At 61.3% G+C, this 14,702-nt stretch carries 14 protein-coding genes; 3 read left to right on the top strand and 11 right to left on the bottom strand.

Features of this window, described 5'->3' with window-relative positions:
- Positions 1 to 7 precede the first annotated feature (7 nt).
- Entirely contained in the window at positions 8 to 1,339 is a 1,332-nt protein-coding gene (locus B8746_RS03910; RefSeq protein WP_084391921.1) for a cytochrome P450, read from the bottom strand.
- Positions 1,340 to 1,438: 99 nt separating this feature from the next.
- Entirely contained in the window at positions 1,439 to 2,005 is a 567-nt protein-coding gene (locus B8746_RS03905; protein ID WP_084391920.1) for a DUF2244 domain-containing protein, read from the bottom strand.
- Here B8746_RS03905 and nth point away from each other — a divergent pair.
- Positions 2,004 to 2,732, top strand: coding sequence for an endonuclease III (nth, locus tag B8746_RS03900; RefSeq protein WP_084393111.1), 729 nt, complete (start codon positions 2,004 to 2,006; stop codon positions 2,730 to 2,732). The two genes, B8746_RS03905 and nth, sit on opposite strands and share 2 nt — an antisense overlap.
- Here nth and B8746_RS03895 read toward each other — a convergent pair.
- Genes B8746_RS03895 through B8746_RS03885 form a run of 3 tightly spaced genes read right to left on the bottom strand, consistent with a single transcriptional unit; the run spans position 2,722 to position 5,344 of the window.
- Positions 2,722 to 3,462 (bottom strand): outer membrane protein, encoded by a 741-nt coding sequence (locus B8746_RS03895; protein WP_084393110.1) that lies wholly within the window; start codon positions 3,460 to 3,462, stop codon positions 2,722 to 2,724. The genes nth and B8746_RS03895 overlap by 11 nt on opposite strands.
- Positions 3,372 to 3,944 (bottom strand): ActR/PrrA/RegA family redox response regulator transcription factor, encoded by a 573-nt coding sequence (locus B8746_RS03890; RefSeq protein WP_084391919.1) that lies wholly within the window; start codon positions 3,942 to 3,944, stop codon positions 3,372 to 3,374. The genes B8746_RS03895 and B8746_RS03890 overlap by 91 nt, the downstream gene beginning before the upstream one ends.
- A gap of 2 nt (positions 3,945 to 3,946) precedes the next feature.
- Positions 3,947 to 5,344, bottom strand: a complete 1,398-nt coding sequence (locus tag B8746_RS03885) for an ActS/PrrB/RegB family redox-sensitive histidine kinase (RefSeq protein WP_084391918.1) — start codon at positions 5,342 to 5,344, stop codon at positions 3,947 to 3,949.
- Between the two features lie 77 nt (positions 5,345 to 5,421).
- On the opposite strand from B8746_RS03885, the gene B8746_RS03880 reads away from it, so the two are divergent.
- Both B8746_RS03880 and B8746_RS03875 read left to right on the top strand, forming a co-directional pair.
- Entirely contained in the window at positions 5,422 to 6,051 is a 630-nt protein-coding gene (locus B8746_RS03880; protein ID WP_233123907.1) for an SCO family protein, read from the top strand.
- 62 nt (positions 6,052 to 6,113) lie between these two features.
- Positions 6,114 to 7,346, top strand: a complete 1,233-nt coding sequence (locus tag B8746_RS03875; RefSeq protein WP_084391916.1) for a polyhydroxyalkanoate depolymerase — start codon at positions 6,114 to 6,116, stop codon at positions 7,344 to 7,346.
- Positions 7,347 to 7,358: 12 nt separating this feature from the next.
- Here B8746_RS03875 and B8746_RS03870 read toward each other — a convergent pair whose 3' ends face one another.
- The 6 genes from B8746_RS03870 to B8746_RS03845 are packed head-to-tail and all read right to left on the bottom strand — an operon-like array spanning position 7,359 to position 14,645.
- Positions 7,359 to 7,844, bottom strand: coding sequence for a copper chaperone PCu(A)C (locus tag B8746_RS03870; protein ID WP_084391915.1), 486 nt, complete (start codon positions 7,842 to 7,844; stop codon positions 7,359 to 7,361).
- 41 nt (positions 7,845 to 7,885) lie between these two features.
- Complete coding sequence (gene trpS / locus B8746_RS03865) at positions 7,886 to 8,926, bottom strand: tryptophan--tRNA ligase (RefSeq protein WP_084391914.1); 1,041 nt, start codon at positions 8,924 to 8,926, stop codon at positions 7,886 to 7,888.
- A 23-nt stretch (positions 8,927 to 8,949) separates the two neighbouring features.
- Complete coding sequence (murJ, locus tag B8746_RS03860) at positions 8,950 to 10,503, bottom strand: murein biosynthesis integral membrane protein MurJ (RefSeq protein WP_084391913.1); 1,554 nt, start codon at positions 10,501 to 10,503, stop codon at positions 8,950 to 8,952.
- A 28-nt stretch (positions 10,504 to 10,531) separates the two neighbouring features.
- Positions 10,532 to 13,357: a [protein-PII] uridylyltransferase gene (locus B8746_RS03855; protein ID WP_095380823.1), complete on the bottom strand. Its 2,826-nt coding sequence runs from the start codon at positions 13,355 to 13,357 to the stop codon at positions 10,532 to 10,534.
- A gap of 55 nt (positions 13,358 to 13,412) precedes the next feature.
- A complete protein-coding gene (locus B8746_RS03850; protein ID WP_084391912.1) occupies positions 13,413 to 14,219 on the bottom strand; it encodes an inositol monophosphatase family protein in 807 nt (268 codons plus the stop codon).
- A gap of 33 nt (positions 14,220 to 14,252) precedes the next feature.
- A complete protein-coding gene (locus tag B8746_RS03845) occupies positions 14,253 to 14,645 on the bottom strand; it encodes a helix-turn-helix domain-containing protein (protein WP_084391911.1) in 393 nt (130 codons plus the stop codon).
- Positions 14,646 to 14,702 lie beyond the last annotated feature (57 nt).

The raw sequence follows: 14,702 nt of genomic DNA, 5'->3' as shown, positions 1-14,702 counted from the left end.
TGGCATCCTATTTCTTCGGATGGCAGATCACAGGCATCCAGGTATAGCCTTTCACGAAGCTGTGCGGCGTGCGGCTCGGCTCATCGAGCACTTCGATATGGTCGAAACGCTCCATCAGCTCTTCCCAGAGGATGCGCAGCTGAAGCTCGCCGAGACGGTTGCCGACGCAGCGATGGATGCCGAAGCCGAAGGACAGGTGGTTGCGGGCCTGGTCGCGGTCGATGATCAGGCGGTTCGGGTCTTCCTTCCAGAAACGCTCATCCTTGTTGCCTGAGACGTACCACATGGCGATTTGCTCGCCTTTCTTGATCGTCTTGCCGTGCATCTCGACATCCTCGAGCGCGGTGCGACGCATATAGGCGAGTGGCGTCTGCCAGCGGATCACTTCGGAGACCATGTTCGGAATGAGCGATGGGTCGGCTTTCAGCTTGGCATACTCGTCCGGCCACTTGTTGAGGGCATAGATCGAAGCCGTCATCGAGTTGCGGGTCGTGTCATTGCCGCCAACGATCAGCAGGATGACGTTCCCGAGCAGCTCCATCGGCGTCATGTTCTTTGTTTTCTCGCCATGTGCGAGAAGGCTGATGAGATCGTTCTTCAGCGGTTGGGCCTGACGCTCCTGGTAGATTCCCATGAAGGTCGTCAGGCACTCCATGAGCTCCTGCTTCCACTGGTCGAGGCCGCCCGGGCAGATGTCCGGATTGTATGGATTGGTCGCGACATCCGACCAGCGTGTCAGCTTGCGGCGATCTTCGAAGGGAAAGTCGAACAGGGTCGCGAGCATCATCGTCGTGAGCTCGATTGAGACGGTATCAACCCAATCGAACGGCTCGCCGACCGGCAGGCTGTCGAGCAGGCCCTGTGTGCGCGAACGGATCAGCGGTTCGAACTCTTTCAGCATGTTCGGCGCAACGGCCGGCTGCACCGTCTTGCGCTGTTCGGAATGGCGCGGCTCGTCCATCGCGATGAACATTGGCAGTTCGAAATCCTCGAACGGCTCGCCAAGCGTGATGCCTCCATATTCCCAGCTGGAGGAGAAACGCTTGTGGTCGATGTCGACCTTCATGATGTCGTCATAGCGCGTGACCGACCAGTAAGGCCCGGCCGGGCTGTCCGGCGTGTAATGCAGCGGATCATTATCGCGCATCCATTCGAAGAACGGCCAGAAGGCGTCGCGGCGCCAGAGTTCGGGGTCGAGAACGTCGAACGTCTTCATGTCGACGTCCTCGACAGAAGGGATAGCCTCGTCATGTGCGAGGTGGAAGTCGATCAGCTTGTCGCGCGGTGCGGGTTCCGGGCGTTTGAGCGTTTTATCGACGGTCTGAATTGTGTCTGCCATGTGTGCCTCCGAGTATCCCGGTTTTCCGGTGATATTTTGCTTTCAAGCATAGCTTAGCACGAAGTACGTTTAAAAACTATGACGCATGCGTCACTTTTTTCATGCGTATCGTTCGGCGCGGGCACGCATCACTGCATCCTGCATCGCCTGGTGGAGGCTTTTGCGCTCTCCAGGTGTCAGGAATCGCCCGATGACATAGGCGGTCTGGCCGTGGGCAATGCGCAGTTCGCTTGGCCGACGATCCGGGAAATCGAGGCTGAGCCGGGCAAAGGCCGTCGGCAGGCGGACGGTCCGCTTCTCCTGTCCGGGGCGACTGTGCCGCAGTGTGATCGCCTCGGCCGTGATCCGGACCAGTGTTTCTTCCCTGAGGTTCTGGAAGCTCTTGCGAAAGGCAAACCAGATGGCGAGGGCATCAAGGCCGAACCAGCCGATGACCGGCAGGGCGCCCATGGACAGAAACATGATCCCGCCGAGAAAGCTCATCGCGCCGACAAGGCCCATCACGATCATGAAGGCTTTCGGACTGAGGGCTACATGCGGTCTCAGCGTGGCGTCGAAATAGATGGTCTGTCCGTCCTCATCCATGCGTTCAGAAATAAAGGCGCTGGCGCGTTCGACAAGTGAAGGCTTGATTAGGCCGCTGCGGCATTTACATCGCTTGGCCATGTCAAAACCTCCGACACCCCGAAAGAGAAAGCGCCGCTCGCCAACGCTTGGCCCCGAAAAGACGGCGCAGCTCTATGCCGCGCTCGCTGAAGACCGGCCGGCCCCCAGGACCGAGCTTGAATATTCCAATCCGTATACGCTTGTGGTCGCTGTCGCCCTGTCGGCGCAGGCCACCGATGTCGGCGTCAACAAGGCGACGAAGACGCTATTCGAGATTGCCGACACGCCGGAAAAGATGCTGGCCCTTGGCGAGGAAGGTGTTGCCGATCACATCAAGACGATTGGCCTGTGGCGCAACAAGGCGAAGAATGTCATCGCGCTCAGCCAGATGATCGTGGATGAGTTTGGCGGCGAGGTGCCCCAGACCCGCGATGAGCTGACGAGGCTGCCGGGCGTCGGGCGAAAGACCGCCAATGTCGTCCTGAACGAAGCCTTCGGCCATGAGACCATCGCCGTTGATACCCACATCTTCCGCGTGTCGAACCGCACCGGCCTCGCCCCCGGCAAGACCCCGGACGAGGTTGAAGACCAGCTGGAGCGTGTCACGCCGCCAGAGTTCAAGAAAGGCGCGCACCACTGGCTCATCCTGCACGGGCGCTACACTTGCATGGCGCGCAAGCCGAAATGCTGGGACTGCTCCATCCGCGACATCTGCAAGTTCAAGGACAAGACGCCCGATCCGGCGCGCAAGACGTCTTCGCTTGGGCCGAAGGGGCCTAGCGCCTGAAAGGCCCGGTCAGGCTGTATCTCGCCGAGATGAAGTAATTGTATGACCGGTTGATCCCGTCAATTCCAAGCCGTCCGCCAACATTCGCTTCAACCGGCTGGTCGTCGAATGTGAAATATTCCACGCCCGCGCCCACCTTCCAGCGGTCCGAGACGCGGTAATTCACGCCGGCGAGGACATTCCAGTAGAGGCTCTGATTGGTGTCGTCGCCCATGACGATGAAATCGGGATTGATGTTGGCTGGCCCCGAAAACTCGAAATCGAGAATGCCCCAGCCCGCTCCGGCGCCGAGAAAAGGCCGGAACCGGCTGCCATGGTTGAAGTCGCGGAAGAGATGCGCTCCGAAGGTGTGACTGTCGAAATTGCCCTTGGCCTGGCGCGCACCATTGATGCCGGAAATCTTCGCCCAGCGCCGGGCATATTCGCCTTCGATGCGCCAGTTCTCGTCCCAGGCAAAGCCGATTGCGGCGCCGAATTCGCGGCTGGCTTCGAACAGGAAATTGTTCTGATCGTGGATTGCGCCATAGCCGCGCAGCGCCGCATACACACCGCTATTGTCGGTCTCATCGACCGGCTTGTAGCGGCTTTTGTCCTGCGCTGTCGCGGCCGGAAGGGCTGCAACGGCCAGCGCGCTGAAGGCTAGCGCGGCGCGCGCTTTGCGAGGATGCGCTGCAGGGTACGGCGATGCATGTTCAGACGGCGAGCCGTTTCCGAGACATTGTGATTGCATAGCTCATACACCCGCTGAATGTGCTCCCAGCGCACACGGTCTGCCGACATCGGGTTCTCGGGCGGCTCTGGCAGCCCGTCGCCCTTGTTGACCAGTGCGCGAACGATGTCCTCGACTTCGGCTGGCTTGGCAAGATAGTCAACCGCCCCGGCCTTCACGGCCGCGACAGCCGTCGCAATTGCTCCATAACCGGTCAGGATGACAGCGCGCGCTTCCGGGCGAAAGCGGTGCAGCACCTCGACGACGTCAAGGCCCGATCCGTCTTCGAGACGAAGGTCCAGTACAGCAAAGGCCGGCGGGTTCATGCGGGCGATGTCCTTGGCCTCGGCGGCCGAAGACACGGCCGAAACAAGGAAGCCACGCTGGGTCAGCGCCCTTGCCAGTCTCTGCAGGAAAGGGCCGTCATCATCGAGGACCAGGCAGGTGCGATCTTCAACGTCCTTCAGGGACTCATGAAGTTTTACGGTGACATTATAGTCCATGATCAAGTCTCCACTGCCGGGTTATTTATCTGTATCCGGTCAGATTCCAAGCTTTCCAGTGCTGTTCTTGGCCAGACGGCCTGCACAATTGCGCCGTGTCTTGGCGGATATCGGTTGCGCGTTGCGATCCGTCCGCCGGTTCTTTCAATCAGGGTCTTGGCAATAAAGAAGCCAAGCCCCATGTCGCCGCCGCCGAGATGGGCCTCGCCGCGCTGGGAGACATAAGGCTCGCCCAGCTTTGGCATGACGTCGGCAGCAAAGCCTGGCCCGTCATCGGAAATTGTTACCATGAACTGGCGATCCGTCCAGCTTGCGACAGCGCGCACCTGGCTGTCGGCAAAGCTCACGGCGTTCTCGATAAAGGCCCCGAGCGCGTGAAGGACTTCCGGGCTGCGGCGGATCATCGGAACGCGGGGTTCGCCATTCTCACCCGGCGAATAGGTGACTTTCAGCTCAACACCGAGACCCTTGAATGGCGCGGCAGCTTCTTCGACCAGGCTGGACAGCGGCATATTGGCGTGGACGATGTCCTCGGCCTCACGCGACCGGCTGAGCTGGCCGAGGATTTCCCGGCACCGATCAGCCTGTTCTGCAATCAGGCGGATATCTTCATAGCGCGGGTCCTCGCGGTCGAACTCGCCGGCCAGCTCCTTGGCGACCAGGTGGATGGTTGCGAGCGGCGTGCCAAGCTCGTGCGCGGTCATCGCCGCCATGGTGCCGAGCGCCGACAGGCGCTGCTCACGGGCCATGACGATGGACGCTGCATCAAGCGCGCGGATCAAGCGGGCTTCGTCCTCGCTGAGCCGTAGCGATGAAACGGTAAAGAAGAGAATCCCGATACCGAGCGCCGCAAAATGCCCCCATTCAAACAGCGCCGGCAGGTCGAATGGCTCGCCTTCCGGGCCCGGCAGGTCAAACGCAAAAGCAGACATCAGCGCCGCGCAGACAATGGCGAGGATCGCGACACTCACTGAGAAGCGCCGTCTGAGGCTGGTCGCCGCGACTGTGACCGGCGCGAGCAGGAACAGCAGAAACGGATTGGCGAGGCCGCCCGTCAGCGCCAGCAGCAAAGCAAGCTGCAGCGTGTCGAAACCAAGCTGCAGGACCGCCTCCCAGCCCTTCAACAGCAACTGGTCCCGCATGGCAAAGGACATGAAGACGTTGAGCCAGGCCGAGGCTGCGATCACCGTCAGGCAGAGACCCAGCGGCAACTCAAATCCAAGACCGAAGTGCACGAACAGCACCGCCGCCGTCTGCCCCGCCACGGCGAGCCAGCGCAGCGTGACAAGCGTGCGCAGGCGGGCACGGCCGCGCGCGGCGTCGACACCGGCGAGGCCGGTTGGCAGAAGGCTGTAGAGCGCCTGCTCCAGCCCTTCGCGTGTGGCATGTGTCTCTTCCATCGGCTCCCTGCGCCCCTCATGCGGCAGTTTGCACCTTGCCGCGCCCGGTGGCCAGTCGCATACATTTGTGCATGCGTATGATCCAGACCTTAATGCTTTCGGCTGCAGCGCTCGGCCTTGCCGCCTGCGACAGTGGAAATGACACCGCGAGCGGCAAGCCCACGGCAACAGCCGGCGGCGCGACCGCGTCCTGCACCACGCGCGCCTATGAGGAAATCGGCGGCCCGTTCGAGCTCACCAATCATCTCGGTGAGCGGGTGACCGAACAGGATTATATGGGCAAGCCGACGCTGATCTATTTCGGTTTCACCTTCTGCCCGGATGTCTGTCCCTCGACGCTGGTCAGCATCGCAAATGCGTACAAGAAGCTGCCGGAAGGCGTTGAGCCGCCGCAGACGCTTTTGATCTCCATAGACCCTGAGCGCGATACGCCTGAACAGCTCGCAACCTATGTGGCGAGTAATGCCTTTCCCGAAGGCCTGGTCGGCCTTACCGGCAGTGAGGAAGACATCAAGAAGGCCGCTGATGAGTTCATCGTTGGCTATAACCGGGTCGAAACGCCCGACAGCCTCGCCGACTATACGATGGATCACACATCGCTGCTCTATCTGATGGGCGAGGACTGGAAGCTGAAAACCTTCTTTGCCGAGACCAATACCAATCCTGACGAGATGGCCGCCTGTCTCGGAACACTGCTCGGCTCCTGAATCCGGTTGCAATCTGCACGAAAGAGCGCATATGTTGCAGTGCAACATGATGGGATCGTACAGTGCTCTATTCACTCGTTGAAATGAACCGCGCTGCCATGGCGCCGCTTCGGCTGCATGCCAAGGCCACCAATTCGGTGTGGACTTCACCCGTCAATCCGCTGCGCGATACCCAGTTCGCAAAGTCGGTTTCGGCGGCCTCCAAAGTCTTCGAGCGCGCGACCCGTTACTATGGCAAGCCGGACTGGCAGATCACATCGACCGAGATTGACGGCAAGGAATGCGCTGTCGAGCCGACGACGGTCTGGGCAACGCCCTGGTGTCAGATGGTGCATTTCAGCACCGAGAATGTTGAGCCGGAGCGCCCGCAACTGCTGATCGTCGCGCCGCTATCGGGGCACTATGCGACGCTCCTGCGCGGCACGGTGGAAGCTTTCCTGCCGACCCATGAAGTCTACATCACAGACTGGACTGATGCGCGCATGGCGCCGGTCTGGTTCGGCCGCTTCGACCTCGACGACTATATCGACCACATCCGCATGATGCTGGAAGTGCTGGGTCAGGGCGCGCATGTCGTCGCTGTCTGCCAGCCCGGACCTCCCGTTCTCGCGGCGATCTCGATGATGGCGGAAGACGGCTCTGACGCGATGCCCGCGACGATGACCTATATGGGGTCGCCCATTGATGCGCGCCGGTCGCCGACCGTGCCGAACCGTCTGTCTGAAGAGCGCAGCCTCGACTGGTTCCGCTCCAAGATGATCCACACCGTGCCGCCACCCTGGCCGGGTGCATTCCGCCGGGTCTATCCGGGCTTCGTGCAGCTTACATCCTTCATGCACATGAACTGGGACCGGCATGTCGACGCGCAGGCGCGTTTCTTTGACCACCTCGTCGAAGGCGATGGCGACGGCGCGGACAAGCACAAGACCTTCTATGACGAGTACCTTGCTGTCCTTGACCTCACCGAGGAGTTCTACATCCAGACGATTGAGCGCGTCTTCCAGAAGTGTCTGCTGGCACGCGGCGAATACCGCTACCGCGACGATCGTCTCGTCAAGCCGGGCCTGATCGAGACGGTCGGCCTGATGACGGTCGAGGGTGAGCTGGACGACATTTCAGGCATCGGCCAGACGCAGGCCGCACACGATCTCTGCACGAGCATCCCGGACGGGATGAAAGTCGACTATGTGCAGCCGGGCGTTGGCCATTATGGCGTGTTCAACGGCTCGCGATTCCGCAAGGAGATCGTCCCGCGCGTCATCGACTTCCAGAAGAAGGTCGTGAAAAAGAAATAAGCGGGCAGGCGTCTATTCGCCGACGCCGCGCACCTCAGCCTCTGCCTCGAGCGTCAGCGGCTCGTCGCGGCCTTCCACGTCGAAATAGAAAGTGATGTTGGCCGTATCGCCAGCCGCAAGGCCGGGCTCCACGCCAAACAGCATCAGATGGTCGCCGCCGCGGTCGAGATCGAGCGTTTCGCCATCGGCGATGTCCCATCCTTCCACCGGACGCATCTTCATCGTGCCGTCATCCATCGACATCGAGTGCGTCTCAACAGTGGTCGCGGCATCACTGGTTGCGCCGGTGAGGCGTACATCGCCGCCATTCACAGTGATCTCGATGCCGCCCATGGTGACGTCCCGGCCACCGATCGGGGCCATGATAAAGGCATCTGTGTAGGACAGCACAGGCCCGCCTTCCTGCTGAGAGCCGGACGTGTCTGCGGACTCCGTTGCCGGTTGGCAGGCCGCCAGCAGCAGCGGAATGGCGATGAGAAGGGTGCGGTTGATCTTCATGGATGCTGACCTTTGGTTAAGGCTCGCATCTACCGTCGAAATCAGGGCCGCCAGAAGCCGACGATCTGCCGCACCTCTTCCATGATCGGCTCTGCAATGGCGTTGGCCCGCTCGGCGCCCTGTCTCAGCGCCGCGTCGATTTCATCCGGATTATCCATCAGTTCGCGCATGCGAGCCGTGATGGGGCCGAGGTGGTCGACGGCAAGGTCAGCAAGAGCGGGCTTGAACGTACCAAAGCCCTTGCCGCCATATTCAGCAAGAACCTGCTCGTCTGTCAGGCCGGCCAGAGCGCCATAGATTCCGACAAGGTTTGCCACTTCCGGACGACCCTCAAGACCGGCCATCTCGCTCGGCATGTCGCCCAGCGTGTCGGTCTTCGACTTCTTGATCTTGCGCGAAATCGTGTCGGCATCGTCGATCAGGTTGATGCGGGAATTCTCCGCCGGGTCGGACTTCGACATTTTCTTCGTGCCGTCCTTGAGGGACATGATCCGGGCGCCCGGCCCTTCGGTCAGGGCTTCTGGCAGCGGAAAGAAGCCGGGGGCACCATAATCGCGGTTGAAGCGGTCAGCGATATCGCGGGCAAGTTCCAGGTGCTGGCGCTGGTCTTCGCCCACTGGGACATGCGTTGCCTTGTACGCGAGGATGTCAGCAGCCTGCAGGACCGGATAATTAAACAGCCCGACGGATGAGCGCTCAGCGTCCTTGCCAGACTTTTCCTTGAACTGGATCATCTTTTCCAGCCAGCCCATGCGGGCAACGCTGTCAAAAACCCAGGTCAGCTCAGTGTGAACCCGAACGGAGGATTGCGCGAACAGCACCGATTTGTCCGGCTCGACACCGCTCGCCATCATCGCCGCTGCAATCTGCCGGGTCTGGTTCGCCAGCTGCGACTGATCGAACGGCATGGTGATGGCGTGCAGATCCACGACGCAGAACACGCAGTCCCAGCCTTCATTCTGCAGCCGCGTGAATTTCTTCAGGGCACCGAGATAATTTCCGAGGTGGAGATTGCCGGTGGGCTGGATACCGGAAAAGACGCGTTGCGGTCCGGTATAGGTTGGGATCTGTTGTTCACTCATGGCGCCGCCAATAGCGCAAGGGCTCAGGCGCGCCTAGCCCCCTTGATGTCACTGAGGCGGATCGCGCCGAACAGGATGGCAAAGATGCCATATGCGCCAGCGCCACCAGCAGCAATGGCAAGAGCGGCGAGGAACTTGGAACCGAATGTGTAGGCCTGCACCGTCTCGCTGATACTGGCGAGATACCAGAGCAGGGCGGCGAGAGCCCCTGAAGCGATGAGAACGCTGACAAGCCGCTGCACGAGCCGCGCGCCCGGACGGTACCAGCCGCGGCGGTTCAGCGTCAGGAAGAGAAGCCCCGCATTGACCCAGGCCGCCGTGCTGGTGGCAATGGCAAGGCCGGGGAAACCTGCAACGCCCCGGGATTTCAGCCAGAAGAACAGGCTGGCCCCAAGAAGAGTGTTCACGACGACAGAGATCAGCGAGTAATTCATCGGCGTCTTCGTGTCTTCGCGGGCGAAGAAGCCGGGCGCGAGCACCTTGATCAGCACGAAGGCCGGCACGCCCCAGCCAAAGTGAAACAGCGCGCGGGCGGTCTGCGCGGCATCCCCCGATGTGAATTCCCCGCGGCTGAAAAAGCTGTCCACGAAGAGGAAAGGTGCCGCCATCAGCGCAGCGGCTGCGGGCACGGTCAGGGCCATGGCCAGTCCGACACCATTGTCCATCACGCCTTGCGACCCGGCCTGATCGTCCGAACGCGCAGCGCGGGCAAGTCGCGGCAGGATGGCAAGGCCGACGGCGACGCCCACAAGACCGAGCGGAAGCTGGTACAGCCGGTCTGCCGAATAGAGCCAGGTTTTTGCGCCTTCCTCGAAGCTGGCGAGCGACTGGCTGACGAGGATGTTGATCTGCATGCCGGACGCCGCGATCGTGCCGGGAATGGCCAGGGCTGCAACGCGCCGCACGCCCGGTGTAAAGCGGGGCAGGCCAAGATGCAGGCGAACCTTCTGGCGCGACACGCCGTACCAGAGCAGGCACACCTGCAGGAAGCCTGCAATGGAGACTGCAACCGCGAGCGATTTCGACACCGCGAAATTGTCCGAACCGAAAAAGGCCGCGACCAGCAAGCAGAGGTTGAGCAGCGTTGGCGCACCAGCCGACATGCCGAACCGTCCCGCAGAGTTCAGGACACCGGACAAGAGCGCTGCCAGTGCCATGAAGGACAGGTATGGCATGGTGATCTGCGTCAGCAGGATTGCGAGCGGAAAGTGGACCGGATCGTCCCTATAGCCGCCATGGATGACCAGCATGATCCAGGGCATCGCGACCTGCGCGATGATGACAAGCAGGACTGTGACCGCCAGCAGCCCTCTCAAGGTTTCGTTGGCAAGCTTCTGCGCGGCCTCCGGGCCTTCAGCTTCCAGGGTGCGTGCATAGACCGGGATGAAGGCCTGGGCGAAAGCGCCTTCGGCAAAGACCCGGCGGAACAGGTTGGGGAACATCAGGGCGGTGAAGAAGGCGTCTGCCACCGGCCCGGCGCCGACCTTGGCGAGGATGACGGCATCGCGCAGAAAGCCCAGCGCACGGCTGCCGAGCGTCCATGTCGACTGGGTCAGCGTATTCTTCAGGACACTCATCTTTCTGGACGTCTCTCCGGGGCCTTGGTCAGAAGCTGTCGGCGGCGTTGGCCTGTTTCAGGCTGCGGGCCGGGGTCCGCGGCGCATCCGGTTCATCGCGCCTCAGAACGTCCAGAAGTTGCTCCTTGAGTGACAAGATATTGTCCTGCGTGAATTTCTCGGGCAGCTGCACGTAAAATGCGTCGAAAACCCGCTCGCCATAACTGCCGACATGGGCGGAATGGATGGAGATGTTCCGGTCAGCGAGCACGGTTGCCACATCATGGAGAAGGCCCGGCCGGTCGCGCCCTGCCACATCGATGACCGTGTATTCCGTCGAGATGGCCTCATCAATTTCCACCTGCGGGATGACGCGGAAGGCCGCCTCACGCCGATAGGCTGGGGTTGGAATATTGCTGATCGGAGCATCGCTGGTGAACACGCGGCGCACCTCGCTTTCGAGACGCCGCAGCCGGCTCTCGTCACCGGCGGCAAAGACGCCACCCTTGCCATCCTGCAGGATGAAGACGTCGACGATGAAGCCCGACGGGCCAGTATAGACCTGCGCGGAAACCACATTGGCGCCCTGCGCGGCAATTGTCCCTGCGAGGCGCGCGAACAGGCCGAGCCGGTCATGTCCGGCAACCAGCAGCGAGACGCCGCCTCCGTCTTCGCGCACCTGCGCTGAAATGACCGGCGTTTCAGTCGACGACAGCTTCGAGGCATGTTCTGTCAGTTCATCCACGTCGAAGCCGGTCCAGTAGGACGGATCCATTTCGGCCATGACAGTCGGGATCTTGCCGACACGTTCCTGCAGCGCTTCACGGCTCTTGCTGGCGCGCATCTGCAGTTCCATCGACACGCCGCGTTCATCGGTCCGCCCGCCCCGGAGAGCTGCTTCGGTATTGTGGTAGAGATCCTCGAGAAGCTGGCCTTTCCACGCGTTCCAGATGCCCGGTCCGACGGCCCGGATGTCCGCGATGGTGAGGATGTAGAGCAGGCGAAGCCGTTCCAGGGAGCCGACCATGGCGGCAAACCGGACGATGGTGGCGGGGTCTGCTATGTCGCGCTTCTGGGCGGTCTCGCTCATCTCAAGGTGATGGCCGACAAGCCAGGCAATGAGGTCGGTTTCGGCATCGGTAAGGCCAAGCCGCTTGCCGGCCTTGGTTGCGGTCTTCATGCCCTCGACCTGCTGGTCGCCATGGCCCTTGCCGGTGTCGTGCAGAAGCATGGCGAGATACAGGACCTGCTTGTTCTCGATACGCTGGAACAGCCGGTGCGCCAGCTCGAAACCTTCGCCGCCATGACGGTCCATCTCGGCGATATACTCGACCGCGCGGATGGTATGCTCGTCTACCGTGAAGTGGTGATACATGTTGAACTGGGTCTGCGCGACAATGCCGCCAAACTCCGGCAGGAAGCGGCCAAGTACATCGGCTTCGTTCATGCGGTGCAGCGCAAGACCGGGATCGCGGCCCTCGACCAGCAGTTTCAGGAAGGCATCCCGCATTTCAGGCATTTCGCGGGTTTTCGGATTGATCAGGCGGGAACTGCGCGCAGCCAGCGTCATCGCATCAGGATGAATGTCGTGCTCGGTTTCGTCAGCGATCGCGAACAGGCGGATAAGATTGGCCGGGTCTTTCTTGAAGACGCCGTCATCGGTGATGTTTACGCGGCCGCCATCAATGGCAAATCCCTTTTGCGGCAAGGGTTTCGGCTGCCCTGCCGGAATGAAGCGCCGCCAGCCCTCCGGCTTCTTCTTCTGCTCGGCCTCAAGCTTTGCAGCGAGAATGCGCGTCAGGCCACCGACATCCTTGGCGACGAGGAAATAGTGTTTCATGAAGCGCTCGACGCCGAGCTGACCCGCCCGGTCGCGATAGCCCATGCGCGAGGCAATTTCCGGCTGCAGGTCGAAGCTCAGCCGCTCCTCGGCCCGGCCCGTCAAATAATGGAGATGGCAGCGCACGGTCCAAAGAAACCGCGCGGCGCGGATGAACACGGCATATTCGTGCTTGGTGAACGGGCCAGACTGCATGACATCTTCAAGCGTCTCGCCATGCTTGATATGTTTGGCGATCCAGTACAGCGTCTGCAGGTCGCGCAGGCCGCCCTTGCCATCCTTCACATTCGGCTCCACGACATAGCGCGTATTGCCAAGCTTGGCGTGCCGATTGTCGCGCTCGGCCAGCTTGTCTGTGATGAACTGGTAGTCCTGTCCGTCTATCACTTCCTCGCGGAATGTCTCGATCGTGGAGTGGCCAAGCTCGTCATCCCCAAACAGGAAGCGCGCATCCAGCAGGGACGTCTTGATGGTCACGTCCTCGCGCGAAAGACGCACGCAATCGGCGGGCGTGCGGAAGGCGTGGCCAACCTTCAGCCCCATGTCCCAGAGGGCGTAGAGCATATACTCAATGACGCTCTCGGCATGCGCCGAAGCCTTGTAGGGCCGAATGAAGAGAAGGTCGATGTCGCTCGACGGGGCGAGAACGTGGCGACCATATCCACCCGTTGCAAAGACGGCGAGCCGCTCGCCTTCTGTAGGGTTGCGGGCCCGGTGCACGTGTACCGTGACATAATCATACAGTGCGTGCAGGACCTCGTCCTGGACGGCAGCCAGAAGGCGTGCCGTGTCGAGACCGTCAGAGCCCTGTTGCAGACGCTCCTGCGCAATCATCCGCCCCCGGAAAAGCGCCCCGTGGAGATGGTTCAGCACTTCCTTGCGCGCCGCAGCTTCGTCGCCGAGATTGTCCAGCGCCGCCGCCGTCAGCTTGATCCGCAAGGAGCGGCCATCAATGATGTTGGAAATCTTCCAGTGGTTCGGCCATGCCTTGGTCGGCAGCTTCTTGTGGACGAGGGATTCGCTATTATCGGTCATGCCGGAATATCTAGCGCGATTTCGGGCCAAAATACCAGCAAAGCTGCACCCGGATTCAGATTGCCGACCGGCGCAGCGAGATCAGCGCCTGTTCGAATACGCCCTCCGACGATGCGCAGGCGATCTGGGAGCCGAGTTTCGCTTCATTCCCACGCCAGTCGCGAGCGATCCCGCCAGCTCCCCGCACCACCGGCACAAGCGCGGCAACATCATGTGCCTGCAAGCCTGTCTCACAGACAAGGTCAATCGTGCCGGCGGCGAGGCGCGCATAGGCATAGGCGTCAAGCCCATAGCGGCTGACTCTCGCAGTGGCCCGAAGATGCGTCCACGCGCCCTGCTCAGCAGGTGTCATGATATAAGGGTCGGTCGTTGCGATGATGGCCTGACGGAGGTCGGTGCAGGTCGATACTTTTAGCGGGCTGCGGCCTGACCGCGTTTCCAGGGTGCTGCCAGACGGCGCACCATAATAGCGCTCGCCGACAACCGGCTGGTCAATCACCCCAATGACCGGGTGACCGTCAGGGTCTACAAGGGCAATAAGTGTCGTCCAGACCGGCAGGCCGGCAATGAAGGCGCGGGTGCCGTCAATCGGATCGATCAGCCAGGTCCAGCCGGACGCGCCTTCGTGTTTTCCAAATTCCTCGCCGTCAATCCCGTCATCGGGGCGTTCCTGGGCGAGGATGTCGCGAATGGCCTGCTCGCCCGCCTTGTCGCCGGCCGTGACCGGGTCGAACTGGCTGCCACCTGCCTTGTTCTCGGCGGTGGCTCCAGTCCGGAAATAGGGCTGAATCGCAGACCAGGCGGCACCTGCGAGCCGCCTGGTCAGGTTCAGGATATCATTTTCGTCAATCGCCTGGCTCATGCCCAAGCGCTTTGGGCCAGTCAGGCCAAAGCGTCAAGCAGCGCCGCTGTCGCTACTATCGGTTTCGAGGGCCTTTGCCAGTTCAAGAAGGCGGCGGCGAGGGCGTTCGCCGAGACGATAATAGGCGCGCACCAGTTCCAGCGTCTCTTTCTGGCTGAGGATGTCCCCATCCATCCGGTCAGCGTCATTTGCTGCCAGCAGGTCATCTGTCTCGATCCCGTCGAAGAAATACTGCACAGATACGTGAAGCGCCCGCGACAGGTCGAACAGTCTCGACGATGTCATGCGGTTCGCGCCGCACTCATATTTCTGAATCTGCTGAAACCGCACACCCACCTGATTGGCGAGTTCCTGTTGTGTCAGTCCCAGAAGTCTACGGCGGCGGCGAAGGCGTTTCCCTACATGCAAGTCCGTCTTGTCCGTCATTTCCCGGCTCCCATCAGCACCCGGGAACAGTCCCGGAATGAACATTGTGGGACAGGA

It is taken from the genome of Henriciella pelagia, from assembly GCF_002088945.1.
Classification (GTDB): Bacteria; Pseudomonadota; Alphaproteobacteria; order Caulobacterales; family Hyphomonadaceae; genus Henriciella; species Henriciella pelagia.
The sequence above is the reverse complement of the archived record's forward strand: the minus strand, read 5'-3'. Positions and strand labels throughout refer to the sequence as shown.

Coding starts and splice junctions, on each gene's coding strand:
- B8746_RS03910 (WP_084391921.1), bottom strand. CDS start 1,339: ATGGCAGACACAATTCAGACCGTCGATAAAACGCTCAAACGCCCGGAA.
- nth (WP_084393111.1), top strand. CDS start 2,004: ATGTCAAAACCTCCGACACCCCGAAAGAGAAAGCGCCGCTCGCCAACG.
- B8746_RS03905 (WP_084391920.1), bottom strand. CDS start 2,005: ATGGCCAAGCGATGTAAATGCCGCAGCGGCCTAATCAAGCCTTCACTT.
- B8746_RS03895 (WP_084393110.1), bottom strand. CDS start 3,462: ATGCAATCACAATGTCTCGGAAACGGCTCGCCGTCTGAACATGCATCG.
- B8746_RS03890 (WP_084391919.1), bottom strand. CDS start 3,944: ATGGACTATAATGTCACCGTAAAACTTCATGAGTCCCTGAAGGACGTT.
- B8746_RS03885 (WP_084391918.1), bottom strand. CDS start 5,344: ATGGAAGAGACACATGCCACACGCGAAGGGCTGGAGCAGGCGCTCTAC.
- B8746_RS03880 (WP_233123907.1), top strand. CDS start 5,422: ATGATCCAGACCTTAATGCTTTCGGCTGCAGCGCTCGGCCTTGCCGCC.
- B8746_RS03870 (WP_084391915.1), bottom strand. CDS start 7,844: ATGAAGATCAACCGCACCCTTCTCATCGCCATTCCGCTGCTGCTGGCG.
- trpS (WP_084391914.1), bottom strand. CDS start 8,926: ATGAGTGAACAACAGATCCCAACCTATACCGGACCGCAACGCGTCTTT.
- murJ (WP_084391913.1), bottom strand. CDS start 10,503: ATGAGTGTCCTGAAGAATACGCTGACCCAGTCGACATGGACGCTCGGC.
- B8746_RS03855 (WP_095380823.1), bottom strand. CDS start 13,357: ATGACCGATAATAGCGAATCCCTCGTCCACAAGAAGCTGCCGACCAAG.
- B8746_RS03850 (WP_084391912.1), bottom strand. CDS start 14,219: ATGAGCCAGGCGATTGACGAAAATGATATCCTGAACCTGACCAGGCGG.
- B8746_RS03845 (WP_084391911.1), bottom strand. CDS start 14,645: ATGACGGACAAGACGGACTTGCATGTAGGGAAACGCCTTCGCCGCCGC.